Source organism: Glaciimonas soli, from assembly GCF_009497155.1.
In the GTDB taxonomy this organism is placed as follows: Bacteria; Pseudomonadota; Gammaproteobacteria; order Burkholderiales; family Burkholderiaceae_D; genus Glaciimonas; species Glaciimonas soli.
This window is the reverse complement of sequence record NZ_WINI01000009.1, coordinates 23,331-50,013: the sequence shown is the minus strand read 5'-3', so window position 1 is coordinate 50,013 and position 26,683 is coordinate 23,331. Positions and strand designations below refer to the sequence as shown.

Below are 26,683 nucleotides of genomic sequence, written 5' to 3'. Positions count from 1 at the left end.
TTGAGTGGGTCAAGTGTAGTTTCCACAGCGAGTGCTATGGGGGTCTTACTGAGATTGCTTATAGATGAATCCTTTAGAGGTGGAGGGATTGCCGAACATCAACGTTGCACGTATTAAAAATATAATGGAATATGTAAACCGCATAGCAATAACTATAAAGAAGGATGACTGCGTATGGAACGGTATTTTATTGTCCACGGCGACAAAACTACAGTGGATGGCGTAGTGCTAGCGCTCCTTAATCCTGCAACAGACAGCGGTAGAAATATTGCCGTTGCCGGTGATAGTGTCCTCTGCCCAAAATGCAATACCACCGGGCGTATTTTCCCTACAGGGCCAAGATTGCCGCTCACCTTCTACGGTAATGAAGTCGCGCTTCATGGTGATTTGTGCCTGTGTAAATGTGAACCGCCACCACGGTTAATTGCTTCCCTTGGCAATGCACGCATGATTACAGAGAGTGAGGGGATTGGCTCTCAGGGAACTGGCCCGCGACCGAGTGACATAAGTACGGCTCAGGATACTCATCCCAAAAAATTTGATCAACATTTTCAACTTCATGATGAAAAAACTGGTGAGCCGCTAAAAAACCGGTTCTATAAAATTCATTACTCAAGTGGTGTGATTGAAGGAAATACGGATGACTCTGGCTTCACCAAAAAAATTGCATCTGATAAAGCTGAAGAAGTGAAAATTGAAATATTCGGGGAGGGTGTTTAAATGCCGTTACCATTAGCTCCTGTCGCCGTCGTAACAGCAGTAATGACTTTACGAAGCGATACCAAGCCTGTAAAGGTATATATCAAGAAGCCAAGAGGCACACTGTATTGGGGTGGTGCTGGACTTAACGGGCCGTATATTACAGATCAAATTCAAGCACTATTGAATGCTGGAATTCAGCACGTCTATCGAGGAGTCAATACAACAGGCAACGAAAAGACAGACGCCTTATGGACAGCAACTACTCTACGTTACGAGGACACCGATGAATGGACTATCAGCCGTGGCCTTGATAATCCAAGTGGGCAGTTCAATCTTATCGGCTACTCTTATGGTTCGTTACTTGCCGCCCAAACTGCAAATTTTTACGCGAATAACGGGCATGTTGTCGATCACCTAGTATTGATTGCTTGTCCAATAGACTCTAGATTTTTGAATTCGCTCATAATGAACAAAAACATTAAGAGTGTTATTAAAATTAATCTGACAGATGCTGATGACCCGCTCTATGCAGGAATGTCCGAAACAGAGTTAGTTACAAGTGCGAAAATTTTGATGGACCAAGACGCTGCTTCAGGTACTACCAAAGGGATTGGACATTTTTATTTTCGTCCAGACAGCCCCGAAGGTAAGGAGCGCCGTACACGGCTTGCAAAATACTTATATGATCAGGGACTGAGATGATGGCAATGATGAAATATTTCCTTTTCATTTTCCCAGCATTCATGCTCTATTCTCTAGAGAAATACAACCATCGTCCAGATTGGGGCTTCGGCTTTCTTTTTTTACTGGAAATCATAGCGTCTCAAGTTGTTATTTCCGCTATCGTTTTGGCTGGCATATACCTTACCAATAAACAGCAATTCCCCCCATTTCGAAAATTTAGTATTTGCTCGTTACTTGCATCTACCTTAATTGTTTTGTTGTCGTTTGTTTGAAATGTATTAACCACGTAGATTGTGCGAGAAATTATTTGAATAAACCTACGAAATATATAACTCTCACAGTCATTGCGGTGTTCGTATGGTTATTTTGTGGCTCAGTGATGATTATTGGTGAAAATGAAACCAACAAGGAACTGTTCATTAAAAAATACCCTACTTTTCAAATTTCATTTTTTGACCCATATAAATCTGAGCCAACAGGGGAGGAGCATGAATACACGAAACGGATGGACGCGAATGGAGATTGGCTTCCCGGTACAGAGGAACTCAACGAGTTTCTGACGTATTGTAAGTACCGTTATGGGATTACGGGTGATGACCCAATACAGGTGCGTTCACTGTGTAAAACTGCGAACTCAAAAAAATAATGAGCGTCTTCAAATACAGCTTCTTAGTGGCGTTGCTTTTCTTCTTCCTGACTGCCGTAGCTATCACTATTGATGGTTTTAATGATCAATTAAAAATCAGCGATGTTGCTATTGTCTTTGGCAATAAGGTAAATCCAGATGGTAGCGTTTCCCCTCGTTTAGCTGCTCGCTTGAACAAAGCAGTGGAGCTATACAATAGTGGCATTATCCCCAATTTGATAGTGAGTGGGGGTATTGGCAAGGAGGGTATAGACGAAGCAATCGCCATGAGGAAGTATCTAGTTGATCGAAAAATTCCTAGCACATCAATCTTGGTTGATAGTCAGGGGAATACAACAGCAGATACCGCCAAGAACAGCGCCGCCATGATGCGTCAACACGGATTTAAAAGCGCCTTGCTCGTGTCTCAGTATTTCCACATATCGCGTGCGCGTTTGGCGTTTAAACAATGCGGAATTTCAACGCTCTCCAATGCGCACCCTCGATTCTTTGAGTGGAGGGATATCTATTCACTAGCGCGGGAAGTTGTTGGCTTTTATTCCTACACTTTGAAAAATGACCAGTGCCGTAAACCATAAAAAATTGGTAATTATGACAAAAATTATTAAGAAGAAAGTTGCAGGAAAAACGATCACGGAAAAAGTGGAAATTGGTAGGTATGATCATGTTTATGAATCAACTGCGGCAAGTGGTGGGCCAATATTTTGGAAGCAAAGTGATGACTATTTAAATCTTACGAAATCGAAGCCATACAAATGAAGAAACTTATATTTTTCAGCCTATTATCTTTGTCGCTTTCTGCCTTTGCGGATATTCCTCCTGAAGCAGTACGCCACGCCTGTGTAACCGGCACATCTCAAAGTGGGGTGAAAATAAGCGCCATACCGTTTGGAGAAATAACTGAAGACGACAGTTATGCTGGTAAATACAGGGCCAAATACAGCACCTTTAAAGGGGTAGAAATTGGCTATGCAAAAAAAGATGGATTGACTTCGATTTTTTATGGGAAGCGATTTTCTCCGGTATCGGCTGCCGCTCTGATTAATGTAAGTAAAGTCGAATATAAAGGCATGCTTGAAAAAGGTGACGTAGAACTTGACCAGAATACTAATTGGTCATTGATAGCAACTACGGATAAGAAGCAGTATCTTTGTGCGGTCTTAAGCAGGCAAATGGAAAAAGCGCCACCGATGGCTTACATGCTTTCTATATCAACGAAACCACACCACCTGTACTTTCAACTAGGGCAGTAAACGGGAAAAATGAAATTCTTATTGGTGATTTGTTCAATGCTAATACTAGGTTGCAGTGAAAATCCAAGTGGCAAATGGATTGCGACAAAGGATATTCAAGCCTATTCGAGTGTCAATGGGCCGAAATTTTTTGTCATCAGCAAAGGTGAAATTTGTGCCAAGGGGAAATACTCATATGGAAAAGTAGATAGATACACCGAGGTCTCGTGCGTGAAGGGCAAAGGATGGATTACCGATGATGAGAGATTGAGCCAATCTTGACAGCAACTAAAGAGTAATTACTCCAAACGATAAATGAAGAAACGCTATTTCACGTTAGCCCTTTTTCAGCTCTTGCTTATTGTTTTAGCAGCTATTTTAAGAAGGTACTCTTGGGCGGAAATTGACTCTCAAGCGGAAGACGGAATGGGTGCTTATTCATTAACCATGAAATTTTCGATGTATATGCTTTTTGCATGGCTAGCGACAATTTTTATTTCGATGGTTTTTGCGATAAAAGACACTAAAAATAGAGCAATGATTATTTTATTTCTTGTCTTGCTCTTGCCATTTTTCGAGTTTTGGGGATGGTTCTTTTATTCATTTTGAGCCAGGCAAACTCTTTATTCCAAACAAAGCAATGAAGAAACGTTATTTCACGTTAGTCCTTTTTCAGTTCTAATTTAAATCGAGATAAATATGCACGACGGGCATGATGATAAAGACCATTTTTTCCATAGTAATCTCACCAGTAGCTACGTTCTAATTAAGCGTGATCAACATAATAATCGTTACGGTGCGCTCCTTTGCTACAACCTATCTGTGGGTGGGGCTGAGAAGCAAGAGGGCATTGCTGTTTTCCTCAGTCCGATTGATGCACACATTGAAGCACTTTCTTTGAACAAGGATTTTAATGAATGGGAGGTTACTCCCTTCCATCAGGCGTGTCCGAGAGAATTCATACAAACACACGACTTCAAACTAACCATTTATCTAGTCTATGCAATGGCCGCTACCAACGGAAAACTTGTCGGTTTCCGGGATGGTGGTTCTTACCCTTCTGGCTTACTTAAACCCTATCAATTTGATGTGTCACTGGAAGTAGTCAAGCAGGAATGTTTTACTGTAGTGTGCAACAACTTAGACGCTGTAGATGAAATTTACGGTAGATCGGGCATCCACAATTATTATGGAACGTTACTTGATATTGCTGAGTGGTCATATAGCGAGAAACTTGCAGCGGCAGAGCATGCCGTGAAGCTGTGTGAAATTACCTCTGATACGTCTGATATTAATCAATGCGGCTTGTATGACCCACTTGAAAAGAAGTGGGTATTTGTCGGTGATAAGGAAACTGAGTTATTAAATTGATGACGGATTCAATGAAAATCTCCAGCCTCACTACCAGCAAACGGCGGTGAGTCAGTTAACTTCGCAATAGGCGACCCCGGCACAACATTAGCTTCGATATTGTTATCCTTCAAAAACTGCCGAATCTGCGTGAGATAAGCAGGTGAGGCCGGAGCATCATTTCAAAACCGAGGCCGCCACCGCACCATCACCCAAGCCGTGCCAGTAGATCAGCAGGCCTCAGGTGCGTATAGCGCTTCAGCATCTGCATAGACTTATGACCTGTTATAGTCGCCACTTCCATCATGTTGAAGCCTTTTTCAAAGAGGCGAGAGGTGGCTTCGTGGCGCAGGTCATGAAAGGTCAAGCCTTCTATGTGACATCCTCTGCGGGCGGCTAAGAATTCTGCGGAGATATTATCTACATGCAAATTAAAAATAGGTATCTCGCTCTTGGATGAGTTCTGAGAGGCTGTGGCCGAAGTGATGGTACGAGTGTCTTTGATATCCTCTAGTGCTTTGAAAGCTCCCAGAGCACGAGATGATAGCGGAATGGTGCGCGACTCCCCGTTCTTTGTGTCATCTAAATAAATCATGCGAGTTGAAAGATTTACGTCCTGCCACGTAAGACCTGCCAACTCACCACGACGCATAGCAGTTTCAATTGCAATGATGACAATGTATTTAAGACGTAAGTTTTCATTTTGCTCACACCAATTTAATAAAGCCAGTTCTTCACCGTTGTATAGGCGTCTAGTGCGTCCTCTAGGTAGCTTGGGTTTGTGGATGACTTTGACCGGGTTGACTAGATGCTCTAGTCCCCAGTCCTTCCGGGCTACTTCGTATAGATGAGAAATAACAGCAAGTTCTAAACGAATAGTGTTGCCGCTAGCTGAAGCGAGGATACGGCTATCCCGATATTCGGCTAAATGTTTGCCACGAATGGAGGATAGAGTAAGGGAGGCTAAGGGCTGGCGTAACCATACCTTGATGCGGTTTAGCTCGCTATGAGCGCTTTTCTTGCGTGGAGTAACTGTTTCTGCGTAACGAGTCAGTGCGACGCTGAGAGGCAATGCATCGGCTTCCTTCAGAGCTTCGCCTAATCCTTGGAGTAGCTGCTGCTCTCGCTGTGCCGCCCATAGGACAGCCGCTGCATTTGATGAGAAGGTACGGGCTACCTCTGGATAGCCTTTGATGCGGACACGTGCTTGATATTTTGATGTGCCACGCTTACGGATTCGAGCCATGTTTAAGCCTCCTAGTTGGAGACCCAATGGGACAAAAACGGGACAAACTCTGGAGAATCAGCAATAAAAAAGCGGATTACATCGCTGTAACCCGCTTCAATACTGCTTATTCCTGGTGGCCCCCCGCAGAGTCGAACTGCGCACCAACGGATTATGAGTCCTGACATAAATTGAATATTCATGCGGGTTTGCGGCGATTTTTGCTCCGCAAATGACAAAAATTAGCCCTCTTGAAAGTTAGTGTTAGCGCGGCTCCGGGAATTTTTGCGGAGCAAATTTTCATAACTCCGCAGTACATATAACTGACTTAAACTTATTAAGTATGCAATTGGATAAGAGGATTTTTTTGAGGGCTGCAATGGGCTTTAATGGAATGGACGCTCTTTTCAGTTAAGCGGGATATCCCCGCTATTTTGGCACTTTGATGCCGTTTTGAAAGAGGGCGTCCATTCCATTAAAGCCGCTGCAATGTAGAGATTGCTGTCATTGGTTTTAGCCGTGGTACATATGATTGGCTCCAAAGGCATGAGAATACGATAATATTTGTTTATTCCTTTCTGTGCCAGCTCCCCCCTTTCATGGTCGTAATGTTCAATATGTATTCATTTGGCAGCAAAATTCACAATAAAATCAACAATTGGAAAGGCATCGTACCCTATTATGAAATGGATAAATGCAACTCAACTAGCGGAGTGGTCAAAGCAAATTAATGCTCGTGCTTCATTCATTGATATGGTCGCAGACCTAATAAGAGCTGGCGTACCTGATGCAGATCATTTTCGATTTCCAGGTGGAGACAAGGCCCAAGTACGGGGGTTTGATGGTGATTTAGAATGCGCGACTCAACTTCCTTACATTCCAAAGGGCTCTTCAAAATGGGAATTCGGGGTCTCGCCCGGTTCAGAGAAAGTGGAAAAAGATTATGTCAAGCGGACGACGAATACTCCGGAGAATATTCGTAAAGAGAACACTTTAGTTTTGGTAAGTCTACATACATGGGATAACGGGAATAAAAATTGCGCGATATGGCTTAAAGAAAAAAAAGATGAGAATGCGTGGCATGACGTAATGTTTATTGATGGAACGCAACTTGAAAGTTGGTTAGAGTTGCATCCTGCGGTTGCCGCGCGATATGCGCGAGGCGCACTGCGCCTGGCTCCACCCAGTGGGGTGCAAAGCATTGATGAGTTTTGGGATACATATAGCACGCGGTTCAAGCCAACACTAACAGAGGCAGTATTACTTTGTGATCGTGAAGATCAAGCAACAGCTATCTTGCAAAAACTTGCAGGAACACCCCAAGCATTTATGTACGGTGCGGAATCTTCTGACGATGTAATTGCTTTTGCTGTCGCTGCCATTCGAACTGCTGCTATCGAAACGAGGTATATGCTTGAAGCACGAACACTAATAGTAGAAAGTACCGATGCGGTTCGTTTTCTTGAGAAAAAGGAAGGATTAACCTTCATTACCCGAGGTCAAGCTGATATTCATGCTGGAATGCTAGGTAGGAATGCTCCAACGTTGTCTGCTGCAGTCGGGGTTCAAGCAAAGAACCAAGAGTCACTTGTTCGTCCAAGTGCATCATCCCTAGGCAAAGCTTTGCAGACAATGGGGTTCGCTGATGACGATGCGTATCAGCGAGCTCGTAATTGTGGTCGGTCTATAACAATTTTGCAACGCCAGATGACAAGCGGACCTATCAAAGATCCAGAATGGTTAGCATATTGTGAGAATTTATTACCGGCAATTTTCGCAGGGGGGTGGAGTACGAAGTCGTTACTTGATAAAGATATGCTTAAGGCACTGTCGGACATGCCAAGCTATGACCAATTTGAAAAAGGACTTCGACCTACTTTCAACTTGTCTGATCCACCGATTGATCGAGTTAATGATGTATGGCAAATCCGCTCACCAACTGACGCACTCCCTTACTTTTTTCATCTTATAGGTGAGCCTGAGTTAAAACGCTTCAAAGAGGCAGCGATCTCAGTATTTGGGCGTCCAATTCAGCAACCCACGGCAGACGAAAAATTTCAATTTAGTTATGAGGCTCCACAAGATTTCAGCTCCTGGCTACGCGACGGTTTAGCACAGACGATGCTCCAATTTGCAACGATTGCACAAGATGGGGGTATGGTAATAACGAACAAAACACCCCAAGAGTTCGTTAATGAAATAATCAGCGAACTTCCTGAGTGGGGGAAAAGTCATCAAACGATAAGAGCACTACGCCATCAACTATCAATCATTGCAGAGGCTGCTCCTAGCCCTTTCTTGTTAGCCCTTGAGTCCATGCTTGAGGGCGACGTCGCGGAAATTTCAAATATATTTTCAGAGTCAGAAGATTTTTTTGCACCTGCGAGTCTACATGTTGAAATACTTTTTGCGCTTGAAACCCTTGCTTGGGATGCAAAATTATTACCTCGCGTGAGTCTTGTGCTGGCGAAGCTGGCTAGTATTGATCCAGGTGGGAAGCTTATGAATCGACCGATAAACACACTGCGGTCAATTTTTTTGTCTTGGTCTCCGAATACGTATGCAACGTTGGATCAACGTACTCCGTGCATAGACAGCATAATTAAGAGCCGCCCTCAAATTGGCTGGAATCTGCTGTTGAAACTTTTGCCGTCCTCTTATGACACTAACGATCGAACGCGCAAACCACGGTTTCGCGATTCAATGCCGAGGAATCCAGAGAAATTGACGTACGGTGTAGTTTGGAAAAGCAATAGTTGGATTATTGAACGCGCTTTGCTCGAAGCTCGAAATGACGAAAATCGAATATTGGCTTTGATAGAACGAATGACATTTTTCCCCCCTCCTGAGCGTTCCAAGACTCTGGACTTGATAGATAGTTATCTCGTAGCACATCCGTCAGAAGAGGGGCATCCTGTTTGGTTTTCTCTACAGGATAAGGTACGTTGCTATCAAGCCTATCCGCAAGTAGAGTGGGCGGTACCTGACGACGAATTACAGACGTTCCTCGCTGTTCTTGAACGGCATGCGCCTCAAGATATGCTTGCCAAAATGAGATGGCTTTTTGACGACTGGATGCCGCAAGCTCTTGTTTTGGGTGAAAATCCAATAAACAAAATAGAGATAGCCAGAATTGAAGCTGTAGAAGAGATCAAAATCGCACTCGGTGTGCCAGGCATCATAAAATTAATCGAACGCGTAAAACTTCCTCATTTGATCGCGGCTACTCTCGCTGAGAGTAGCCTAAGTGTTGATGAATGTTTTGAACTTTTTAAGAAGCTTGTAGACGGTCGAGATAAATACATTGATTTCGCTAGAACTTTGTCAGGCATCGCTTCACAAAAGTACGATGTTAAATGGAATGATTATCTGGTTGATTATCTTCGTACTAATCCCATTGCCCCGGAAGTAGTGGCAAAGTTACTTTTGAATTGGCCTTGTACGCCAGTTACATGGCAAATCGTATCCTCTTTGGGGAAAGAAGTTGATGTTGCATATTGGAAAAAAATGGAGACGCTTCCGCAGAAATCGAATATGGATGATCTTCTCTTTGCAGTTAATAAATTTCGGACTTCGGGAAGAGCACTCGATGTTTTCGGTGCCGCCTTCAATCGAATATCTGAATTTTCAGGACCACTGATACTAATGTTACTTGATGAAGGTGTCGGAGAATTGAACGCTAATCCACAACGTGATGGAACGATGCTTTCATATCAAATACAGTGCGCTTTTGAGGTACTTCAACAAAAGACCGATGTAACTATAGAGGAGATCGCTCGACGAGAGTATGTGTACTTGCCGCTGCTGGGACGCAGTGGAAAGGAATTGTTATTACATGACTTAATGGCAAAGGATGCATCTTTCTATTTCGAAATTTTCTCTAGCATTTTTCGAGGAGATGATGAAGAACAAGAAGAACCGACAGAAATAGAAAAAGCTCGAGCTCGACTTTCGTATGATCTACTTTCGACCTTCCACACCATCCCAGGCGCATCCGCAGAGGGCGTAGATATGACGACTCTGAATGATTGGATTCATAAAGTTCGCAATCATGCCAAGGAGACGATGCGAGTTGATATCACAGATCAATATATTGGGACCTTACTTGCACACTGCCCGTTCGACCATATGGACAAACTGTGGCCACATACTTCGATGCGTTCCCTGCTTGAGGTGCTTAATAACGACGAGATAGAGCGTGGTATTGTAATTGAACGATTCAACATGCGTGGAGTTCACAGCAGGGCAATTGGTGAAGGTGGTGCGCAAGAACGTGAATTAGCTGCAAAGTACAGAAATTGGGCTGATGGCATGAATTCTTTCCGTCGCACCTATGCGATGCTGCAAAGCATTGCTGATGATTGGGATTCACAAGCAAGTTCTGAAGATGTGCGCGCGGAGCAAGAGAAGCTTAAGCGGTGAAACTCTCAGCTCAGAATAGGTTGCAATTACTACAGTTGAACCGAACTAGACTTGACCCGACAGTAGTGTCAGGTCAAGCCTGAGCTAGTACAGTTTAAATCTGTATTCTTGCATTTTATTTAGTAGGGCCAACTTTATCGCCTCTGCGATTACGGGTATATTGCTCGGTCATCGTTACCGACGAATGTCCAAGTTGTTTTTGTGCAGCACGAATATCGCCAGCCGATTCAGCTTTATCTGTACCGGCTTTTGCCCGTAAATCACGAAACTGAAATTCTGCGATATCTATTTTTGTAATCCCACGTGCTTTGGTAAAGCGTTGACGAAGAGCGTCTTGTGTTAAGGGTTTGCCTTTTTCATTGACAATCAATTGCGTGTAAATGATTTTCTGATTAATGCTGGTTTCGCGTTTTCTGGCAAGAATGCGATCAATGACAATCTTTAATTCGCCAATAATTTCAATACGCAATTTTTTCTTTACTTTGTTTTGTTTCAGCCATAATGCCCCATCTTTAATATCCGCTTCGTCGTACTTGACTGTGTCGGCAGGGCGCTGGCCGGTCAGATAGGCTAGATCCATTGCATCGCGAGTAGGTTGGTCGGCAACGTCATAGACCATTTTAAACACATCGTCTTCAACATAGACATCGCGTCCAGTTTCTTTGTACCCTTTAATTCCAGAGCATGGGTTTGAAGCGCTTGTTAGTCCCCAGTTACGTGCCATATTAAAAATATGCGAGAACAAAGCTTTTTCACGATTGGCACGGACTTGCCCTTCTTTTCCTGTAATCTCAAATGGTTTAAGGCCTCGTGAAACACGGTCTGTATTTTTGGCAATGATCAATTCACGAGATTTTTTTAAGCGCCAATCCATATATTGGCGTATGTGAACTGGCTGTATTTTGTCGATTAATGCAGGTGGTTGGTCAAAGAAATTATAAAGAAAATTAAGTTCGATTAAATTGTCGCTTTGTGTTCTTGGTGCTTTATCTTTCAGGACTTCTTTGATATAACGTTCGGCGACAAAGCGGAAAGTAATCATGCCAGACACAGGTGTTTTATTAGCCGTTAACTCCGACCACTTACGCACTGCGAGGGTGTAGTCTGGACCGAGCGGTATTTCTTTTCTTGGCGTGTTGCCAGTATCCAGATAATAGTAAATTTTTCCACTACGTTGTTTGCGCGACCGCATACCACGTGGCAGATTGAGATTCTTTGTCGGAATACGCCCCATATTAATGTAGTCCTTTCATGACATCTGGAGTCCATTCACGTTTTGGTTTCTCGGCGGTTTTTCCACCTTCAATAGCGATGCGGGTCACGACTGCATGGCCTGTTGCACTCACAAAAAACGGTATCCCCATTTGTCGTAATGCGCCAATTTGTTGGCTTTTCATTTTTCGACCAGTGAGAGCGGAAAGCTCACCACTTTCTAAAAACATACTCATTTTTTACCTCGTTTTAAATTGCCATAATTATTTCAGTACATGACATCACACCACCCAGCGTGCAGATAACGGGCTGTGACGTCAAGAAATTTGCGCGCGGCAATTTTGCTTTCATTTGTAATTTTTATGTTGTCGGCGTGGACGGCTGGTCCGGGGATACACCCTAAATACCAGCCATATTGTGTTTGTGGACAAACTACTATGCTTACGCTAGTCCAAGTAATGCTGCATCAATGGCATGCATAATGGGTTTGTATTGACTGTGATCATCCTGCAGGGTTTGCACATTTTTGATGCCAAACGTTGCTAGCAGTGCACTTACACAATCCTTGCCTTTGTCTTTCAATAATTCTTGCAATTTGGCGACAACATCAAGGTAGTTCGGACCATCCAAGACAGTGACCACTGGCACTGTTGCAATAAGCGCGGTAACGGCAGTTGCTGGTATCGCTGTTGGTTCTGACGTGACAGGGGCGACTGCCGATGCTGTTGGCTGTGCTTCGAGTTTCTGCGTTTGCTGTCGTGCAAAAATCCGCATCTTTGCTTCTTGTCGTAGCAAAAAATCTGCTGCACTCATTTCCTCTTTACCCTCAATGTCGGCATCAGGATCACCGGGCCTTACGCGCCATTCACTGTTATGCACATCACTTTTGAAGTAACGCGTACCGGGTGCATCGCCAAGAATGACTGATGTATCAATTATCTCTGCTGCTGACGTTAAGAATAATTGATCAATTAGTGGGGTAGGTTTCGCAGGCTGCGCAGCGGTGGCAATGGCTGGTGCCGCAGTCTTTTTGGTGCGGGTTTTCTTTTCAGTGATGGCGACTTCACCCACAGTAGCGGTGACGTCAGTGGTCATTTTCGCTGCTGATACAGGCACCAAACTGGTCGTTAGCACATCAATTAAACGATGAATGGTTTGATTTAATTCTTCGATTTTTGCTTCCAGACTCACGCTCACTCCCATGTGTTGCAGTTATTTCCAAGTGGAAAAGAGCGTGCAGTGTAGCGGGCATTAAATATAAAACGCAATATAAATGCAAAATATATTTAATAAATTGAATTTAAGATAAGCAAATGATAAAGTTCGATTCTTCGTGGCAATGCCATGTTTGTTTAGTTCAATTGTGTTGATGATTAAAGAAGGGAAGTGCCATGCAGACTGTTTCTATCAGTATCTTGAATCCAAATTTTCGCTATACCCCTGCTATGCATACCAACCTCCATGAGGCGTTCGAGCGCATCCGGCGCGAACAGGATATGCAAAAACCACCGTTGGTATTGCCGTGCTCAAGTGAGCAGACAGCATTGGTGTTGAATTAATAAAGGTAGGTCGCACTACGCAGGGTATGCGGCAGTTGAGATGAAGCGCGGCAAAGGTGGGGAGAAAGTGAAGAGAGAGGCAACCAAGCCGTAGATAACCGGCATGGTGATTGAAGAGGCTTATTTGGCTAATCGCAACAGGGTTTTAATGTAGTCCTCGCGGGGAACGCCGCCGTGTTCCATTGTATCGGCAAGGGCAAGCGCAATCACATCAGTGAGTTTCATTGGCGCTAATGTAATCGCTTCACCCTCACAGACACGACCGACTAAACGGATTAATTCTAAGGTCTGTGCGATATCAACGGGCGGCGCTGTATGGCCGGAAATAGGTTCATCCAATGTGCCCACGTCTAAGCCAAGTTTTTCTTCAAACAGGCGTGCGGTTTTGGAGGTGATGTTTTTGGACGGATGCGGCCCAAGCATTTGCACTAAAAAACTCGCTGTTGGATAGCCGAGTGCTTTTGAGGCATCAACAATGCCTTTATAGCGTCGGTTGATCAGATGCCGCAGATGATAACGGCGTATCTCGACCACTTCTTTCTGTCGTTCAGCGTGCTTGATTTTGACTTCCAAAATGTCCTCTCGGAGTGTGAATTTCGTATGTTATGGATAAAGCATAATTCATTTTGCGTTTTTAAAATGAATTTTGCAATAGTGAAGTGAAATTAAATCATGAATGACTTATTTTTTGCTGAAATTCATTATTTATTTAGCATTTATTCGTCTGAAAATGGCACGCTGCCCCATGAAATTAAAAACAATGCTCAGTGTATTGAGCATTGTTTAGCGAAATGATTAAACAGGTTTTATTATTCAATTACATAAGGGTTTGATATGGAAGTTTCAGTAGGTGCATTCCAGGCACAATCACAAAAGCAAATCGATGCTTACGCTACCCCTTATGTCGCTACAGAGCCACGTGTAGTGACATGCCTTATTACCTTGCTGCGCACATGCAGCCAAGGTGATCGTCAGCGTTTAGCTGATCTGGCCGGTACCAGTGTCAATTATTTGTATGGGCTTGGCAGTTGCGCCCGTGGCGGCATGTCTTCTCGGCTGGCTTTTGGGATTGAAGACGCGAGCATACAACTGCATAAAGAAACCCACGGACGCACACCGATAGTCTCTGCGCGTGAATTAAGCACGATGTGTTCACTGGTTGGTATGCGAAAGCATTAATCGCATGCGTTATCTCTCACTGTTCTCGGGTATAGAAGCGGCTAGCGTCGCGTGGCAACCATTGGGATGGGAATGCGTGGCCGTCGCCGAGATCGAACTGTTTCCGTGTTCGGTGCTGGCGCATCATTATCCCACTATCCCCAATCTCGGTGATGTCACCAAGATCACCGAGTTGGATATCGCGTTATTAGGCAACATCGACCTGATTGTATTTGGCTCACCCTGCCAGGATTTGAGCGTGGCAGGCAAACGACAAGGATTTACTCATGCAGATGGAAGCAGCACACGCAGTGGTTTGTTTTATACAGCCATCAATATTATCCAGTGGGCAAGAAAGCACTGCAATTTGCGCTACGCCCTATGGGAAAACGTCCCCGGCGCATTTAGCAGTAACGCCGGAGCCGACTTTGCAGCAGTGGTTGCACAACTGGCAGGTATGCGCGAACAGCCCAGCGCGCCACCGAAAGGCTGGGGATCGGAAGGTTGTGCTATCGGCGAAGAAGCAATGGTCGAGTGGTCCACTTTGGACGCGCAGTATTTCGGAGTGGCGCAACGGCGGCGTCGCGTGTTCGTTGTCGCAGATTTTGGAGCGTGGCAGGGTAGACCGCCGATATTACTTGAGCGCGACAGCCTGCGCGGGGATCATGCGCCGCGCCGAAGCACGGGGCAAGAAATTGCCAGCACCGTTACTGCTAGCACTCAAAAAAGTGACAGAGGAGACGGCTCTGACAATCTGATTGTCACCTGCCTGGCGACCGGTCAGGGTGGCGCAGAAATCACGCATCAGATAGCGCCGACATTAAGCTGCAATCATGAAGCGCCGATTGCAGTCTACGGCATACAAGGCAATGTCATTGGTCGGCAAGATCAACATGGCGGCAATGGTTTTGGGGTTTGTGAACACATCGCCCCCACTCTTACTACAACAGATCAACACGCTGTTGCTATCGGTTGGAGCGAAGAATTGACTGCCTCCATTGAGCTGGCAGGGACATTACAGCGTGGGGGTTCCGGTGGGCGGCACGATGGAGTAATGCAACCAGATATGACGGTACGCCGGTTGACTGAAGAAGAGTGCGAAGTGTTGCAAGGTTTTCCGCGTCATTACACCAAAGTCATGCATGGCAAGAAATTAGCATCCGGTGGTGTGCGCTACCGGGCTTTAGGCAACAGCATGGCGGTGCCGGTGATGGCGTGGATAGGCCAGCAGATTGCGTTTATGGAATTTTTTAAGGATGAGCGGCAATGCAGGTCACAGTAGCGCAAAAAATACGCATCCCTGCCGTAGTGCCGTTTTATCTCAACGGCAAACCTACGCGGAAATCTCCTCATCCAAGATCGCTCAGGTCGTCCCAGCTATCGAGAATGAAAATAACGCGCATGAAGGTGCGGGCTAAGGCTGTGCCGACAATTGAACGTGCACATTACCAGCGTGTCGTGTCACTGCCATGCGCTAACTGTGGAGTGGAGACATTTTCTCAAGCTGCTCACAGCAATCGCTACCAAGACGGTAAGGGTGCAGGGTTGAAAGCCAATTATCTTGCAACATTTCCACTGTGCTGTGATCGTCCTGGCATTGTTGGTTGTCACTTTAAGCATGACCAATGCATAGGTATGACGCGTGAAGAGGCCGATGCTCGCACGACCGGCTACATTGCTGATACGCATAGAAAATTAGGAATTGAGTGATGATCGAGCAAACAAATAAGCCTGAGAAAAAATCCCGTTACCGGAAAATAGAAGTTCGTATGTGGGGAGATGAGAAATTTCGGAATCTCACGCCGATACCGCCGTGCGGACAAGGGCTGTGGCTATTCCTGCTGACTGGACCGCATACTGGTCCGGTTCCTGGTCTTTTTCGTTCAGGCCGGGCAGCCATGGCGGAAGAATTAGATTGGGAGTTGGAAGACTTCGACAAAGCCTTCAAGGAAGCCTTATCTGAAGGTATTGTCAAAGCCGACTGGAAAGCTAAGGTTGTTTGGGTGCCGAACGCTATCAAGTGCAATAAACCAGAGTCACCCAATGTCGTGACATCTTGGGCATCAGAGTGGGATTTGATCCCTGAATGTGACCTAAAGTTGGAGGCATATGAATCCATCAAAGCCAGTATCCATGTGCTCGGAGAGGCTTTCGCCAAGGCTTTCGATAAGTCTTTCACGAAGCCTACGGTGAAGACTATGGCAAAGACATGTCCTAATCAGGAACAGGAACAGGAACAGAAGCAGAAGCAGGATGTAAAAGCTTCCGATCCTAACGGATCGGGCGGCCAGCCGCCGTCCCCGGAATCCGCAGGGCAAAACCCCGACACCAAAAAAATCGGAGAGAAGACGAAGCAGGAACTATGGCGCTGTGCAAAATCGCTGTTGGCACAAGGCGGCATGCCAGAGGCTCAGTGCGGCTCCTTCGTCGGCAAGCTGGTTGGCGACTACGGCACCGACATCGTTCTCGATGCTGTGCGAACGGCGGTAGTCGAGCAACCAGCGGACCCAGCTTCATTTTTGAAGGCGGTTTGCCAGAGGCTTAGCGGTGAACGCAAAACCGTATCGCCATGGTGGTCGTCCGAGGAATTGATTCTGGCGAAGGCGGCAGAGATGGGTCTCCAGGCAAGACCAGGCGAGCATACACCGGCTCTTAAGGCGCGGATCGAAGCTGCTATTGCCAATGGCGGCAAGGCTCCCGCCCCCCTTCTTGTTGCAGTGCCAAACCCGGTACCGGATGCGGTAGGCAAGCGTTCCCCAGAGGCCGTCAATGCCGGTTTGGCAGCAATGAAGGAAGCGGCGAGCAAGTTGAAGCGCGTTGCATGAACCGCCTGATCTGGGCATTTTATGAAAGTTGAAACATGACGACAATGGAACGACCTAATACCAACCTGGACGACATCGCTAACGTCATCGGCTTTAGTGCCACCTTACGCATCACCGCATGGTTCGGTGGCAGCAATTTATATATTCCCGGTCATGCTTACGAACAGCATGCGGTGGCAAAGCTGATCGGTCTAGCGGCGTTTAAGCGTTTGGTGGAAGAGTGGGGTAATGAACATCTGACGATACCGATCAATCGCGCTGATGAAGTCGATAGGCGTAACCGCCATATCAGTGACCTGATGGTACGGGGTATGGGGGCAAAAGAAATTGCATTTGAAACGGGTTTGCATGAACGACGCATTCAGCAATTGCGGCGTCAACTGGAAGAGAGTGGTTTAGTGCCGATGGTGATGTACACCAAACCGCCACAATATTTTAGCCCGCAAAACTGCCACTGAAAGTGCTCTGGAAAAGTGCCCCTAAGAAGGGCCGTACAAAAGGAGGGGAGTAGTAAATCAGGCAAAACGTGACATGCGCACTAACATCAACCTACCCGGGCGATGGCAGTGCGTGCGTTGATTGCAATCGTTGCCAGTGGCGTTAATTAAGATGCTGTGCAACGGTACAGCGCGTTAATTAAATTTGCTTCGGATCAATTGCCTGCAATGCCTCGCTAGCTTGCTGTAGCGCTTGCTTGGCATCATCTAGTTCTTGTGAATTGATCCCAATGGTAGTCAGATGAGAATCGATGCATTGATCAAGCAAGTTGAGATTATTCTGCACCGGCGTGCGATACAGTTGTCCGTAGTGTGTGAGAACATGGTGGCAGAAGTGTTGCATGTGAGCTATATTCAGAGCCGCCCCACTGTGTAAGTGCCGCATGTTGGTGATGATGTTCATTGCTTCGGAAAAACTGATACTCATAAAAACTGCTTCCCTTTTGTAAAGTATTCGTATTGATTCGTCGATACAATGACTACAACAGGTATCGGATAGATGCTGTTGACGATCAAGTGCTCTTGGTTTTTGATAGTGGAAAAATACGGCAGGTATTGCACCACAATGCGTGGTTAGTGTTGTGTGAGTCTCCGTGCATTTTATTGTGGAGCGGCACTATCGTCGAAGCTTGTTACGTAGCCTAGCTGTCATTTCTGACGGTTACAAAAAAGTAAAACTATCGTAGAAATCTGAGTTGGTTAGTCATTTCAAAATTGAACTGGCAAGCTTTTTTTGAAATAATTTATTGCAAGAAGATGGTGGCGGTGGTTCGTGGGTATCTTCGCTATTTCATAGAGGAGTGCGGTCGAAATTTGAAAATTATTTGCACAAGGATTGCGCATCGCTTGCTAAATTTTGGGTATCTATGCCGCGTACTACATCGCTGCATGTAGTGCGCTTGCATGCGTGAAGCACGCTGAATGCGGCATCGTCATTACTCATTCTTTGAGCGAAGTATCGGCAAAATATTTTGTGCGTGCGATCAAAAAACAACACATGCATACAAAAATAAGTGATCGTAGATTATTCATGCATGTTGAGTGTTTGATAGAAAAAAAACAGGCGCATGCCGCATGGGCAAGTCGATAGCACCTGAATTTTTTACACCGTTAAGTCTGTTTGATCAGTCGCAATATGAATAGCAGAATAATCGCCCCACCGGTGGCGGTGATGACCGAATCAATCCAGCCACTACTGATATGAATACCAAATTTCCCTGCAAGCCACCCACCAATAAAGGCACCAACTACCCCGATGATCATATCAATAGCGATACCGAAGCCCCCGCCTTTGACCACTACGCCCGCTAACCAGCCAGCGATGACACCAACGATTAACCAAGCAATTATTCCCATGAAATTTTCTTCAAAGTAAGTAAAAAGCGAACTATACGATGACGGTGGCGAAACGACCATTAAAACCAACCCCATTTTTGTTAAAAATTGATACACGTAAAAAAGCCTAAGGACCATACATCCGCATTGCTGCGAATAGACGGCCCCTAGGCTTTTTGCTTTGCCGCTGTAGTGCGGCTAAACAGTGTGTGACGAGTTACATTTTTGTACGACCATTACACGCTGCTAAAAATATTTCTTGGTTGACGTTGGCACGCTGTGCAAAAGAAAGAGAAATAAACGTGACGCATGATTTACGGGCTAATGCGGCGGCGTTGCGTGTGTCGTTTTCTAGTATCGCGTTTGCCGCTTTAAGTTCAGCGTGGAGTATGTCGGCTAAGTGTTGATAGTCTATTTTTCGCATGATGCTTTATACCTTATCCTCAATATCATAATGCACACTGCGTTCACCGTAAGTGCGGTGTATATCCTCTGCTGTCATGCCACGCGCACAGCGAACGATGCAGCACGAACCCAGGCCGTGGCCGGTGTCTTGATTGCACCACTGGCGACCTTTGATATAACCACCGCAGCAGCAACATAAAAGGGTTTGGGGTTTGCTTGTTGGCCGGGTCATTTTCTTTCCCGTGTAAATTTGTCGCTGGTGATTACATCACGCTCTGCCCAATAATCAGCTTCGTGTGTTTCTTTCGTATGCTGTTTAATCATTTCATCCATAAAATCATGTGTGACCTGCTGCAAGTAATCATCTGAATTTGATTCAATACCCCGTAGCACATAGTTATAGTTGGTAATGGCGTTATCACTATTTGATAACAGCGTTACACTGATGCCGACGTAATGCCATTCATCGTTACACCATGCGCGTAGATATTCAAAATCTTTCTCGACCGTGCGGGCGCGTTCCATGCCGACAGTGGCGGGATTTGGCAACCATTCGCCCGAACTCCACTTGTCGCGTCTGGCAATCTTCATGCTTGTAGCCACATCATAAAACCGATGCGATGCGCCGCCGTAAGAAGTGCATAAAATACGTTCACCCGGTCGCTTATCACGGCTAGTCCAGTCGCTGACAACGCCGTGACCTTCGCAATCTATCCATGGTAGAGCGGCGCTATCATCTCGCGTGATATTGATACGAAAGCGTAAGCCGCCTTTAGTGATAATGTCGCCGTCTGCAATGTCGATATGGCGGCTCATTTGACCGCCTCTAATTTGTGAACGTGAACAATACGCTCTGTGCGCTGCTTCTTTACTGCGGCTGGTACAAAGATATTCCAGGTCGCGCCGCATCTATTGCAACGCAAAAAATCTGATTTATAGGTATTACTAGATGAGCCGGTTGGACCGGTATCATTTGATCCACAATGCGGGCAAGTACCTGTCATTTTTTATTTTCCTTTTTGCGTTGTTCTTCTGCGTAGTCTTCTAAATCGTCAATATCAATTTGCAGTTCAATAGCAGCGGCGTTGCTGATTAGTTTGCTGATACGTTCTTCGTATTCAGGTTCTACCGGTGTGCCGTCTAGGCACTTCAAAATAAAATTAGTCATGCTATTTCTTGTTCAAATAAGCAAAGAAGTGGCACGCAAGACTGCCGTTTGCATGCTGGGGTTTGCGATAACCGCATGCTTTGGCGGCTTCATGTAATGCATTCAATTGAGGAAATCGCAGCGTAAAAAAATCATCATCAAAATTGATGTTGTGCTGTTGCTGCAAGTTGCTGCGGATGTTGGCTTTGTCGCGGCGCATGATTAATATTCCGTCGCGTTGGTGCAGGTGTAGGTTTTGCCGACATAGCAGAACTCGGACATATAGCCGTTTAACTCTTGGTCACGGGCGAAAGCGTCATAGTCGATATACATAGAGATTGCGCTGGGCAAGTCCTGTAAATAACACTCATCAAAGAATTCGCTAGCTGCATCGGATAAGCTGCATGTACTCAGACAAACATCATCTATTTTCTGTAATGCTTCGGTGAGACTGTGACCGTTATTGCAGAGATAAAAAAGTGCTGCTTGTTGCTCTATATCGAGATCAATAATTTGCTCAAACCAGAGATGTAGAGAACCTTGGCTAATGCTGCAGGCGTCGAACAGTTCGCCATCGTTACCACTGATGTACTGGATTTCGAATTCTTCTACCGGATAACCAAAGCTATCGCGTAGTGCTGCAGCTTTAGTTTCGTATTCTTCATAATCTTCAAAGAAAAAGCCGTCAACAGTGATGTTGTACGGTTGCGCGTAATACGTTGGCTGTGCGTAGCAGGTCATGTGCTGCGCTCCTTATGCAAACCAGCGTTTGATGATGGCAACTAAGCCAGTGTTGCGCGTTGCAGGTTTGGGATGACGTGCACCAGGTAGGGCGAACTGATGACCGATAAAGTCATAAGGTGTGTAGTGTTGGGTTGCTGTTGTATTACGCTTCGTATGCATGCGTGACTATCCCTTTAGTGAAAGTAAACAATGTGTGGTGCAATGGATACAGCGTGCATATCGTTTAGCGAAAAACTAAATATATAGAAGTTATAAGTTAAATGTGTTTAGCGTATGTTGACGCATAAAGAAACATTGATTTACTTAGCTAAAGGGAAGCCTGCAGCACAGAGCGAAACTCTTTTGAAATCTGAACGATATTTATTGACGACGGGGACCCTGACAACGTAAACTTTGGGTGCGGGGACGAAGAAGCGCGGTGGTTGAGAGTTTTGCTGAAAGTGAAACTTGATTAATCAAGTTGTTTAGCATAATAGACGCATTATATACATTTAAACGATAAACAACTACACTGCCGGATTATGCCAATAAACCGACAAAATGGAACTGCCAGACGCTCCCGCTCATCACGCCAAAAACAGCAGTTCTCATAGAGGGCACGGCGGTTCCCGCCGAAACGCTGGCAGAAAATCCGACACCCATATAAAACCAGAAACCGTCATCGACTACGACGAAGCACGGGCGCGTAACGAATCCATCAAAGCAGACTTGAATACACTTGAATTCAAGATTAAATCAAGTGAGTATGTGGCACGTAATGGTGTGCGTCAGGCATCGGCAACTGCTCTGGCATCGCTGGCACAAACGCTGCGCTCCGTTCCCGATAATCTGGAACGTAAACTCGGTATCACACCAGAAGTAGCCGAAGAGGTTGGTCGTCAGATCGACGCTGCTTTGCAAGACTTGGCAAATGAATTCGAGATCATGTGTGGCGACGATGAATAACGCAATCAGTGATGTGCGCAGTGATATGTTCAATGACCCTGATCAGCACTACAGCATCGCACTCGCCGATATTTGCAGCCCGCACACGGCCTTGCAACCGCCACGTCGCATTTCAGTAAGCCAAGGTGCCAAAGAAGCATTGTTCATAAAACAACCTGGCGGTTATGTTGGCCCGTGGTCAGCAGAAGAAACGCCATATATGGTTGAGCCGATGGATATGCTGGCAAGCCGCCGTCACGAAGCGGTGTGTTTCGTTGGCCCAGCGCGTACCGGTAAAACCTTGGGTTTGTTGGAAGGTTGGATGTCACACGCGATCACCAACGATCCTGGTGACATGCTATTTGTGCAAATGACACAAGACAAAGCACGTGAGTACAGCAAAACCCGTATCGACCGTGCCTTGCGTCATTCGCCTAATTTAGCTGCACTCAAAAGCGGCTCCAGCCAAGACGACAACACGCACGACAAGATGTTCAAGCACGGTATGTGGCTACGTATAGGCTGGCCAACGGTTTCGCAATTGTCGTCGTCTGATTATCGCTATGTCGCTCTGACCGATTACGACCGTATGGCAGATGACATCGACGGAGAAGGTTCTGGCTTTGCGTTGGGCTTAAAGCGCACCACCACCTTTTTAAGTCGCGGCATGTGTCTGGTGGAATCCAGTCCGGGGCGCGATGTGGAAGACCCCGGCTGGCGTGCCGTCACCAATCACGAAGCGCCGCCAACTTCCGGCATCCTCGGCATCTATAATCGCAGTGACCGTCGCCGCTGGTACTGGAAGTGTTTTGATTGTGCAGACTGGTTTGAAGCGAAACCGGGTTTGGAATTATTTCACTTGCCACCCGATGATGATCTGATCGATATGGTGCGCAGTGCCGATATCGACGCGCTGGCAAAAGAATATACGCGTGTGGTTTGCCCACACTGTGGCAGCATCATCCAGAGCAAATTCAAACATGAACTCAACATGCGCGGGCGTTGGCTGCAAGATGGTCAACATCTGACCAGTGATGACGAAATGGTCGGTACAGCCTTAACTTCCAGCATCGCCGGTTACTGGTTGGGCGGTGTGGCCGCAGCTTATCAACCGTGGAAATCACTGGTCACACGCCATCTGCAAGGCTTGCGCGAATACGCCTTATCGGGTTCCGAACTCACCCTTAAAACCACCGTCAACACCGATCAGGGTTTGCCGTACACCAGTCGTCATTTATTAGAAGCCGCACGTAATGCACTCGGCCCAGCTGACCGTAAAGAGAAATCGTTAGCGCGTTACATCGTGCCAGATGCAACGCGCTTCTTAATTGCCTCTGTCGATGTGCAGGGCGGCACCAACGCCAGATTTGTGGTGCAAGTACATGCTGTTGGTGAAAACTTTGAGCAATGGCTAGTCAACCGGTTTAATATCACCGAATCACGCAGGGAAGGGATGGGTAGTGGCTATGCGCCGATTGATCCAGCCTCCTATGCCGAAGACTGGGATCGCATCACCGAAGAAGTGATTCGCAGCACCTACCGCACCAGCATCGAAGGTAAAGAATTACGCATCAAATTAACGGTTGTCGATTCCGGTGGTGAAGATGGCGTGACAGACAAAGCCTATGCATGGTATCGCCGATTACGTCGGGATGGCTTGTACAGCCGCGTCATGCTCTATAAAGGCGCATCCAGCAAAACTGCGCCGATTATCAAACTATCCAAAGTCGGCAACCGCCATGGCAAAGAAACAGGTGATGTGGATTTGTATGTTTGCAATCCTAACTTGCTATCCGATGCAGTAGACACTGGCTTAAAACGCAAAGATGCGGGTGCCAACTACATTCATTTTCCGAGCTGGTTACCGCAAGCGTTCTTTGACGAACTCAATGCCGAAGTACGTGGTAAAGATGGCATTTGGAAGAAAATACGCAAACGCAACGAAAGTTTCGATTTGTGCCGCATGATACGTGCTGGCTGTTTGCGGCTGGGTGTCGATAAGATCAAAAATTGGCAGCGTGCGCCGCATTGGGCTGCACTGTTGGATGTGAATAGTGAAGTTGTGACGATGGAAGAACGGCGGGAAATGAAAGCTGCAGCACGTGACGTGCTGATCGCAGATCAGCCTGCGCGTCGTATGCGGAGGGTGGCTATGTCCCCTTATATCCGGTGATATGTTTCAAATTTTGATATGCCATTACATTTATGGTACTTTCCTAGCTAATTTCCATAAATACAAAAACTAGGGGCGACATGCAAATCATTGAGGCAGTTATTCATGGTATCAAAAAGGAAAAACATAAAGCCGATGTAACAGAACAACCAAATGACAAAACTCTTCCCATTGATGAGCTACTGAAAAAATTGTGTGAGGACGTATTAAAAATTTATGCAAAAACCACCAATAACTATGGGACATTGAGTGCAGATGATGTGTACTATTTTCCTCATGCAATGGAAAAGTACTATGAAAAAAAATCAACCGCCGTCGTGTTTACCAAAGAAGTTACACATTTAATTGCGATTGAAATGAAGAAATCTTCAGCATCTAATGGTGGTTATGTGTTATTCCTACGATATGACAATCAAGGGCGAGATTGGTTACTTGTTGTCATGCTGAAGTTGACATCACGTACAGGGATTAATGAAAATACTCTTGAGCTGAATGATTCAATTTCATTTGATCTTGAACACTTACATGAAGCAGCTCGCATTGATATAGAAAAATGGCGGACAAACGAGCAGCCGTATCTATCCTTCATTAAGCGCAGCAGTCGAACGGATGACGTCACTCAGTACTTTCGCAATGCGCTGGCCTGTACCGACTACACGGATTCAAAATCGCATACTACTCAAGCATTAGATGCAATAAAGGCTTATTGCTTATCACAGGAGTTTACCCCGGAGCAAACACGACAAGTGCGCCGAGCCGCATACGATCACTTTGATAACAAATGGAATGCAAATGAATCGGTTAACTTGATCACGTTATCAGCCATCATTAATAATGGTGAGCCGCAATCTTTTTTGGATTTTGTGAAAGAGAAGCAATACACAATTAATGAGCAATTTTCTCCACACAAGAAAACGTTTAGTAGATACAAGAGGATTCAGGGTGAGTTCGGCACTGTGAAGATCAGTTTTGAGGCGAATGATTTGCTTACTGGGGCAGTGAATTACGATGCGAAAAAGAAAATACTGACAATCAAAGATATTTCACAAAAACTCGCAAACGACATTAAGGATGCAACAGGTGATACAAGCAGCGATGGATCCTCTTGAACTTGCTATTTCGCTTTATAAAGAGCGGAGTTCAGCTTATGAGCGTGACATTAAGGTCATCGTTCCGACTGAGCTTGATTTTTTAAGCGTAGTAGCGACTTTAGAGAAGGCCAATTTACTCGTTGACACCGATCAAGCCAAAAGGGAGATCGAATTTGCGCTCCCATCATTAAATTCAGCGCCATTTTTCATTCATATTGCTGACTTATTGGCAACGCCTGAGCGACGTGCCACTATTCCTGAACGATTCTATATTGCAGAGATAGATTATCTTTATGGTAAAGATCACAGTGCAGTGCCAGCTATTATTCAAAACTATCTCGATACATCAAAGTTGTTGAAATTAATCAGCACTATTGCAGATCATATTGCTGATGATGGTGGTGATAAGCAGTACGTATTTTTGGGTAAAGAAAAAATTATTTTTACGGCAGATTATGTAGAGCGTGACTTGCGTGGTTTGGATGGTTTAACGCAATTTCAGCAAGATTTTTTTGAATCTGACATTCATGCAGAGCAAAAGAAAACGATTATACGTTCAGCACTACTAGAGATGTTTAAAGGTGCAAAAATGGTTCCGTTTGCATCGTTATTGCATTGTTATTCTTTGTTCATTGAAGAAGTTAGGAAAAGCTATGAGCTGTATGTTTCCGAGTTCTCATTTCATAAAATTAAAGCCGAAGTAGAAAAAGAGAAGTTGGATTTAACAACCAAGTTGAACAAAGTTTTTTCTGATATACAGAATCAATTATTGGCAATTCCGGCAGCATTAATTTTAGCAGGCGGCCAGCTTGATGATAGTCATAAATGGTCGTTAAAAAATTTATTAATTTGGCTGGGTTCGCTGGTTTTTACTATCTTAATGGTTATGCTTATTCGTAATCAACGACATACATTGGATGCGGTGAAGCAGGAAATTGAGCAGCAGTGGGCAGATATGAGCGGTAGGCATCAAGCTGTAGCGTATCGCTTTCAAGAAGCGTATACACAGCTCGATAAAAGATATTCTGATCAAAGAAAGTTATTGAAAAATGTGAAATATTTGGTTTATATTTCACTTGTGGTGACCAGCATTGTGTTGCTCTGGTATTCCTTTGATGTTGTCGCCTTATGGGAAAAAACGATTGAGGTGATGCAACATTACGCAAAAATTATACAGTCGAAAATCACGCAGCCCTAACCTCTGCTAATAAATCAGGATGGTAATCCTCCCGCACGCATAAAGGCATCGGTTGTACGCAAATATCAACTAACTGAAATGCGAAATTTCCACGCAGGTATCCCCACCGTAAAATCCCCATGATGTGCCCAAGTAAAAATCACACCGGGTACAC

The 26,683-nt window shown here is 45.3% G+C and carries 33 protein-coding genes and 1 pseudogene; 20 read left to right on the top strand and 14 right to left on the bottom strand.

All coding sequences use genetic code 11. The features are described 5' to 3' along the window. Positions 1–174 precede the first annotated feature (174 nt). From GEV47_RS17010 to GEV47_RS16975, 8 genes are all read left to right on the top strand, one after another. Entirely contained in the window at positions 175–720 is a 546-nt protein-coding gene (locus tag GEV47_RS17010) for a PAAR domain-containing protein (protein WP_153235997.1), read from the top strand. Then, positions 721–1,404, top strand: coding sequence for a thioesterase domain-containing protein (locus tag GEV47_RS17005; RefSeq protein ID WP_153235996.1), 684 nt, complete (start codon positions 721–723; stop codon positions 1,402–1,404). It abuts the gene before it with no gap. Between the two features lie 289 nt (positions 1,405–1,693). Then, on the top strand, positions 1,694–2,032 hold the full coding sequence (locus GEV47_RS17000) for a hypothetical protein (RefSeq protein ID WP_153235995.1): 339 nt from the start codon (positions 1,694–1,696) through the stop codon (positions 2,030–2,032). Next, positions 2,032–2,610, top strand: a complete 579-nt coding sequence (locus GEV47_RS16995) for a YdcF family protein (RefSeq protein ID WP_153235994.1) — start codon at positions 2,032–2,034, stop codon at positions 2,608–2,610. The genes GEV47_RS17000 and GEV47_RS16995 overlap by 1 nt, the downstream gene beginning before the upstream one ends. Before the next feature lie 13 nt (positions 2,611–2,623). Then, positions 2,624–2,791 (top strand): hypothetical protein, encoded by a 168-nt coding sequence (locus GEV47_RS16990; RefSeq protein ID WP_153235993.1) that lies wholly within the window; start codon positions 2,624–2,626, stop codon positions 2,789–2,791. Beyond that, positions 2,788–3,285 carry a hypothetical protein gene (locus GEV47_RS16985; RefSeq protein WP_153235992.1) on the top strand — a complete coding sequence of 166 codons (498 nt, stop codon included), beginning with the start codon at positions 2,788–2,790 and terminating at the stop codon, positions 3,283–3,285. The genes GEV47_RS16990 and GEV47_RS16985 overlap by 4 nt, the downstream gene beginning before the upstream one ends. A 294-nt stretch (positions 3,286–3,579) precedes the next feature. Then, positions 3,580–3,873 (top strand): hypothetical protein, encoded by a 294-nt coding sequence (locus tag GEV47_RS16980; RefSeq protein WP_153235991.1) that lies wholly within the window; start codon positions 3,580–3,582, stop codon positions 3,871–3,873. Between the two features lie 90 nt (positions 3,874–3,963). Next, on the top strand, positions 3,964–4,635 hold the full coding sequence (locus GEV47_RS16975; protein ID WP_153235990.1) for a hypothetical protein: 672 nt from the start codon (positions 3,964–3,966) through the stop codon (positions 4,633–4,635). Positions 4,636–4,643: 8 nt separating this feature from the next. Here GEV47_RS16975 and GEV47_RS19935 read toward each other — a convergent pair. Then, a pseudogene (locus tag GEV47_RS19935) lies at positions 4,644–4,775 on the bottom strand (hypothetical protein); the annotation flags it as partial. Positions 4,776–4,822: 47 nt separating this feature from the next. Next, positions 4,823–5,860, bottom strand: a complete 1,038-nt coding sequence (locus GEV47_RS16970; RefSeq protein WP_153235989.1) for a site-specific integrase — start codon at positions 5,858–5,860, stop codon at positions 4,823–4,825. A gap of 606 nt (positions 5,861–6,466) precedes the next feature. Here GEV47_RS16970 and GEV47_RS16965 point away from each other — a divergent pair. Continuing rightward, the gene (locus tag GEV47_RS16965) at positions 6,467–10,261 is read left to right on the top strand and encodes a hypothetical protein (RefSeq protein WP_153235988.1); all 3,795 of its coding nucleotides are present in this window, start codon (positions 6,467–6,469) and stop codon (positions 10,259–10,261) included. Positions 10,262–10,376: 115 nt separating this feature from the next. Here the strand turns inward: GEV47_RS16965 and GEV47_RS16960 are convergent, their stop codons facing one another. The 3 genes from GEV47_RS16960 to GEV47_RS16950 form a co-directional block, all read right to left on the bottom strand. Then, positions 10,377–11,495: a tyrosine-type recombinase/integrase gene (locus GEV47_RS16960; protein ID WP_153235987.1), complete on the bottom strand. Its 1,119-nt coding sequence runs from the start codon at positions 11,493–11,495 to the stop codon at positions 10,377–10,379. Position 11,496: 1 nt separating this feature from the next. Beyond that, entirely contained in the window at positions 11,497–11,709 is a 213-nt protein-coding gene (locus GEV47_RS16955; RefSeq protein WP_153235986.1) for a DUF4224 domain-containing protein, read from the bottom strand. A gap of 205 nt (positions 11,710–11,914) precedes the next feature. After that, positions 11,915–12,664 carry a hypothetical protein gene (locus tag GEV47_RS16950; protein ID WP_153235984.1) on the bottom strand — a complete coding sequence of 250 codons (750 nt, stop codon included), beginning with the start codon at positions 12,662–12,664 and terminating at the stop codon, positions 11,915–11,917. Positions 12,665–12,864: 200 nt separating this feature from the next. Here GEV47_RS16950 and GEV47_RS16945 point away from each other — a divergent pair, with 200 nt between their 5' ends. Then, complete coding sequence (locus tag GEV47_RS16945) at positions 12,865–13,032, top strand: hypothetical protein (protein WP_153235983.1); 168 nt, start codon at positions 12,865–12,867, stop codon at positions 13,030–13,032. 120 nt (positions 13,033–13,152) lie between these two features. Here the strand turns inward: GEV47_RS16945 and GEV47_RS16940 are convergent, their stop codons facing one another. After that, on the bottom strand, positions 13,153–13,605 hold the full coding sequence (locus GEV47_RS16940) for a hypothetical protein (RefSeq protein ID WP_153235982.1): 453 nt from the start codon (positions 13,603–13,605) through the stop codon (positions 13,153–13,155). Between the two features lie 261 nt (positions 13,606–13,866). On the opposite strand from GEV47_RS16940, the gene GEV47_RS16935 reads away from it, so the two are divergent. The 5 genes from GEV47_RS16935 to GEV47_RS16910 are packed head-to-tail and all read left to right on the top strand — an operon-like array spanning position 13,867 to position 17,473. Then, positions 13,867–14,211, top strand: coding sequence for a hypothetical protein (locus GEV47_RS16935; RefSeq protein ID WP_153235981.1), 345 nt, complete (start codon positions 13,867–13,869; stop codon positions 14,209–14,211). Positions 14,212–14,215: 4 nt separating this feature from the next. Then, positions 14,216–15,472: a DNA cytosine methyltransferase gene (locus GEV47_RS16930; RefSeq protein WP_153235980.1), complete on the top strand. Its 1,257-nt coding sequence runs from the start codon at positions 14,216–14,218 to the stop codon at positions 15,470–15,472. Then, entirely contained in the window at positions 15,457–15,900 is a 444-nt protein-coding gene (locus tag GEV47_RS16925) for a hypothetical protein (RefSeq protein ID WP_153235979.1), read from the top strand. The genes GEV47_RS16930 and GEV47_RS16925 overlap by 16 nt, the downstream gene beginning before the upstream one ends. Next, positions 15,900–17,015, top strand: coding sequence for a hypothetical protein (locus GEV47_RS19630; RefSeq protein WP_228124775.1), 1,116 nt, complete (start codon positions 15,900–15,902; stop codon positions 17,013–17,015). The genes GEV47_RS16925 and GEV47_RS19630 overlap by 1 nt, the downstream gene beginning before the upstream one ends. Before the next feature lie 35 nt (positions 17,016–17,050). Continuing rightward, positions 17,051–17,473, top strand: a complete 423-nt coding sequence (locus tag GEV47_RS16910; protein ID WP_153235977.1) for a hypothetical protein — start codon at positions 17,051–17,053, stop codon at positions 17,471–17,473. Positions 17,474–17,651: 178 nt separating this feature from the next. On the opposite strand, the gene GEV47_RS16905 is transcribed toward GEV47_RS16910, so the two are convergent. The 3 genes from GEV47_RS16905 to GEV47_RS19625 all read right to left on the bottom strand — a co-directional run bounded on the left by GEV47_RS16905 (position 17,652) and on the right by GEV47_RS19625 (position 19,271). Beyond that, positions 17,652–17,939 carry a hypothetical protein gene (locus GEV47_RS16905; RefSeq protein ID WP_153235976.1) on the bottom strand — a complete coding sequence of 96 codons (288 nt, stop codon included), beginning with the start codon at positions 17,937–17,939 and terminating at the stop codon, positions 17,652–17,654. Positions 17,940–18,622: 683 nt separating this feature from the next. After that, positions 18,623–18,868 carry a GlsB/YeaQ/YmgE family stress response membrane protein gene (locus tag GEV47_RS16900; protein WP_153235975.1) on the bottom strand — a complete coding sequence of 82 codons (246 nt, stop codon included), beginning with the start codon at positions 18,866–18,868 and terminating at the stop codon, positions 18,623–18,625. Between the two features lie 196 nt (positions 18,869–19,064). Continuing rightward, positions 19,065–19,271 carry a hypothetical protein gene (locus GEV47_RS19625; RefSeq protein ID WP_228124774.1) on the bottom strand — a complete coding sequence of 69 codons (207 nt, stop codon included), beginning with the start codon at positions 19,269–19,271 and terminating at the stop codon, positions 19,065–19,067. Positions 19,272–19,301: 30 nt separating this feature from the next. On the opposite strand from GEV47_RS19625, the gene GEV47_RS16895 reads away from it, so the two are divergent. Then, positions 19,302–19,451, top strand: coding sequence for a hypothetical protein (locus tag GEV47_RS16895; RefSeq protein ID WP_153235974.1), 150 nt, complete (start codon positions 19,302–19,304; stop codon positions 19,449–19,451). 29 nt (positions 19,452–19,480) lie between these two features. On the opposite strand, the gene GEV47_RS16890 is transcribed toward GEV47_RS16895, so the two are convergent. From GEV47_RS16890 to GEV47_RS16870, 5 genes are all read right to left on the bottom strand, one after another. After that, complete coding sequence (locus GEV47_RS16890) at positions 19,481–20,068, bottom strand: hypothetical protein (RefSeq protein WP_153235972.1); 588 nt, start codon at positions 20,066–20,068, stop codon at positions 19,481–19,483. 184 nt (positions 20,069–20,252) lie between these two features. After that, positions 20,253–20,420: a hypothetical protein gene (locus tag GEV47_RS16885; RefSeq protein WP_153235971.1), complete on the bottom strand. Its 168-nt coding sequence runs from the start codon at positions 20,418–20,420 to the stop codon at positions 20,253–20,255. A gap of 1 nt (position 20,421) precedes the next feature. Continuing rightward, positions 20,422–20,619 carry a hypothetical protein gene (locus tag GEV47_RS16880; protein WP_153235970.1) on the bottom strand — a complete coding sequence of 66 codons (198 nt, stop codon included), beginning with the start codon at positions 20,617–20,619 and terminating at the stop codon, positions 20,422–20,424. A gap of 2 nt (positions 20,620–20,621) precedes the next feature. Further along, a complete protein-coding gene (locus GEV47_RS16875) occupies positions 20,622–21,140 on the bottom strand; it encodes an antirestriction protein ArdA (protein ID WP_153235969.1) in 519 nt (172 codons plus the stop codon). A gap of 12 nt (positions 21,141–21,152) precedes the next feature. Then, positions 21,153–21,302, bottom strand: a complete 150-nt coding sequence (locus GEV47_RS16870; protein ID WP_153235968.1) for a hypothetical protein — start codon at positions 21,300–21,302, stop codon at positions 21,153–21,155. Between the two features lie 381 nt (positions 21,303–21,683). Here GEV47_RS16870 and GEV47_RS16865 point away from each other — a divergent pair, with 381 nt between their 5' ends. From GEV47_RS16865 to GEV47_RS16850, 4 genes are all read left to right on the top strand, one after another. After that, positions 21,684–22,088, top strand: a complete 405-nt coding sequence (locus GEV47_RS16865) for a DUF1441 family protein (protein WP_153235967.1) — start codon at positions 21,684–21,686, stop codon at positions 22,086–22,088. Continuing rightward, a complete protein-coding gene (locus GEV47_RS16860) occupies positions 22,081–24,240 on the top strand; it encodes a phage terminase large subunit family protein (RefSeq protein ID WP_194270693.1) in 2,160 nt (719 codons plus the stop codon). The genes GEV47_RS16865 and GEV47_RS16860 overlap by 8 nt, the downstream gene beginning before the upstream one ends. 80 nt (positions 24,241–24,320) lie before the next feature. Further along, positions 24,321–25,349 carry a nucleoid-associated protein gene (locus GEV47_RS16855; RefSeq protein ID WP_153235965.1) on the top strand — a complete coding sequence of 343 codons (1,029 nt, stop codon included), beginning with the start codon at positions 24,321–24,323 and terminating at the stop codon, positions 25,347–25,349. Further along, on the top strand, positions 25,336–26,529 hold the full coding sequence (locus GEV47_RS16850; protein WP_153235964.1) for a hypothetical protein: 1,194 nt from the start codon (positions 25,336–25,338) through the stop codon (positions 26,527–26,529). The genes GEV47_RS16855 and GEV47_RS16850 overlap by 14 nt, the downstream gene beginning before the upstream one ends. The last annotated feature ends 154 nt before the right edge of the window (positions 26,530–26,683 follow it).

Bases quoted from the DNA above. Each gene is read 5' to 3' on its own strand.
- GEV47_RS17010 (WP_153235997.1), top strand. From the start codon at position 175: ATGGAACGGTATTTTATTGTCCACGGCGACAAAACTACAGTGGATGGC.
- GEV47_RS17005 (WP_153235996.1), top strand. From the start codon at position 721: ATGCCGTTACCATTAGCTCCTGTCGCCGTCGTAACAGCAGTAATGACT.
- GEV47_RS16995 (WP_153235994.1), top strand. From the start codon at position 2,032: ATGAGCGTCTTCAAATACAGCTTCTTAGTGGCGTTGCTTTTCTTCTTC.
- GEV47_RS16990 (WP_153235993.1), top strand. From the start codon at position 2,624: ATGACAAAAATTATTAAGAAGAAAGTTGCAGGAAAAACGATCACGGAA.
- GEV47_RS16985 (WP_153235992.1), top strand. From the start codon at position 2,788: ATGAAGAAACTTATATTTTTCAGCCTATTATCTTTGTCGCTTTCTGCC.
- GEV47_RS16980 (WP_153235991.1), top strand. From the start codon at position 3,580: ATGAAGAAACGCTATTTCACGTTAGCCCTTTTTCAGCTCTTGCTTATT.
- GEV47_RS16975 (WP_153235990.1), top strand. From the start codon at position 3,964: ATGCACGACGGGCATGATGATAAAGACCATTTTTTCCATAGTAATCTC.
- GEV47_RS16970 (WP_153235989.1), bottom strand. From the start codon at position 5,860: ATGGCTCGAATCCGTAAGCGTGGCACATCAAAATATCAAGCACGTGTC.
- GEV47_RS16960 (WP_153235987.1), bottom strand. From the start codon at position 11,495: ATGGGGCGTATTCCGACAAAGAATCTCAATCTGCCACGTGGTATGCGG.
- GEV47_RS16955 (WP_153235986.1), bottom strand. From the start codon at position 11,709: ATGAGTATGTTTTTAGAAAGTGGTGAGCTTTCCGCTCTCACTGGTCGA.
- GEV47_RS16945 (WP_153235983.1), top strand. From the start codon at position 12,865: ATGCAGACTGTTTCTATCAGTATCTTGAATCCAAATTTTCGCTATACC.
- GEV47_RS16935 (WP_153235981.1), top strand. From the start codon at position 13,867: ATGGAAGTTTCAGTAGGTGCATTCCAGGCACAATCACAAAAGCAAATC.
- GEV47_RS16930 (WP_153235980.1), top strand. From the start codon at position 14,216: ATGCGTTATCTCTCACTGTTCTCGGGTATAGAAGCGGCTAGCGTCGCG.
- GEV47_RS16925 (WP_153235979.1), top strand. From the start codon at position 15,457: ATGCAGGTCACAGTAGCGCAAAAAATACGCATCCCTGCCGTAGTGCCG.
- GEV47_RS19630 (WP_228124775.1), top strand. From the start codon at position 15,900: ATGATCGAGCAAACAAATAAGCCTGAGAAAAAATCCCGTTACCGGAAA.
- GEV47_RS16910 (WP_153235977.1), top strand. From the start codon at position 17,051: ATGACGACAATGGAACGACCTAATACCAACCTGGACGACATCGCTAAC.
- GEV47_RS16905 (WP_153235976.1), bottom strand. From the start codon at position 17,939: ATGAGTATCAGTTTTTCCGAAGCAATGAACATCATCACCAACATGCGG.
- GEV47_RS16900 (WP_153235975.1), bottom strand. From the start codon at position 18,868: ATGGGAATAATTGCTTGGTTAATCGTTGGTGTCATCGCTGGCTGGTTA.
- GEV47_RS19625 (WP_228124774.1), bottom strand. From the start codon at position 19,271: ATGCGAAAAATAGACTATCAACACTTAGCCGACATACTCCACGCTGAA.
- GEV47_RS16895 (WP_153235974.1), top strand. From the start codon at position 19,302: ATGCACACTGCGTTCACCGTAAGTGCGGTGTATATCCTCTGCTGTCAT.
- GEV47_RS16890 (WP_153235972.1), bottom strand. From the start codon at position 20,068: ATGAGCCGCCATATCGACATTGCAGACGGCGACATTATCACTAAAGGC.
- GEV47_RS16885 (WP_153235971.1), bottom strand. From the start codon at position 20,420: ATGACTAATTTTATTTTGAAGTGCCTAGACGGCACACCGGTAGAACCT.
- GEV47_RS16880 (WP_153235970.1), bottom strand. From the start codon at position 20,619: ATGCGCCGCGACAAAGCCAACATCCGCAGCAACTTGCAGCAACAGCAC.
- GEV47_RS16875 (WP_153235969.1), bottom strand. From the start codon at position 21,140: ATGACCTGCTACGCACAGCCAACGTATTACGCGCAACCGTACAACATC.
- GEV47_RS16870 (WP_153235968.1), bottom strand. From the start codon at position 21,302: ATGCATACGAAGCGTAATACAACAGCAACCCAACACTACACACCTTAT.
- GEV47_RS16865 (WP_153235967.1), top strand. From the start codon at position 21,684: ATGGAACTGCCAGACGCTCCCGCTCATCACGCCAAAAACAGCAGTTCT.
- GEV47_RS16860 (WP_194270693.1), top strand. From the start codon at position 22,081: ATGAATAACGCAATCAGTGATGTGCGCAGTGATATGTTCAATGACCCT.
- GEV47_RS16855 (WP_153235965.1), top strand. From the start codon at position 24,321: ATGCAAATCATTGAGGCAGTTATTCATGGTATCAAAAAGGAAAAACAT.
- GEV47_RS16850 (WP_153235964.1), top strand. From the start codon at position 25,336: ATGGATCCTCTTGAACTTGCTATTTCGCTTTATAAAGAGCGGAGTTCA.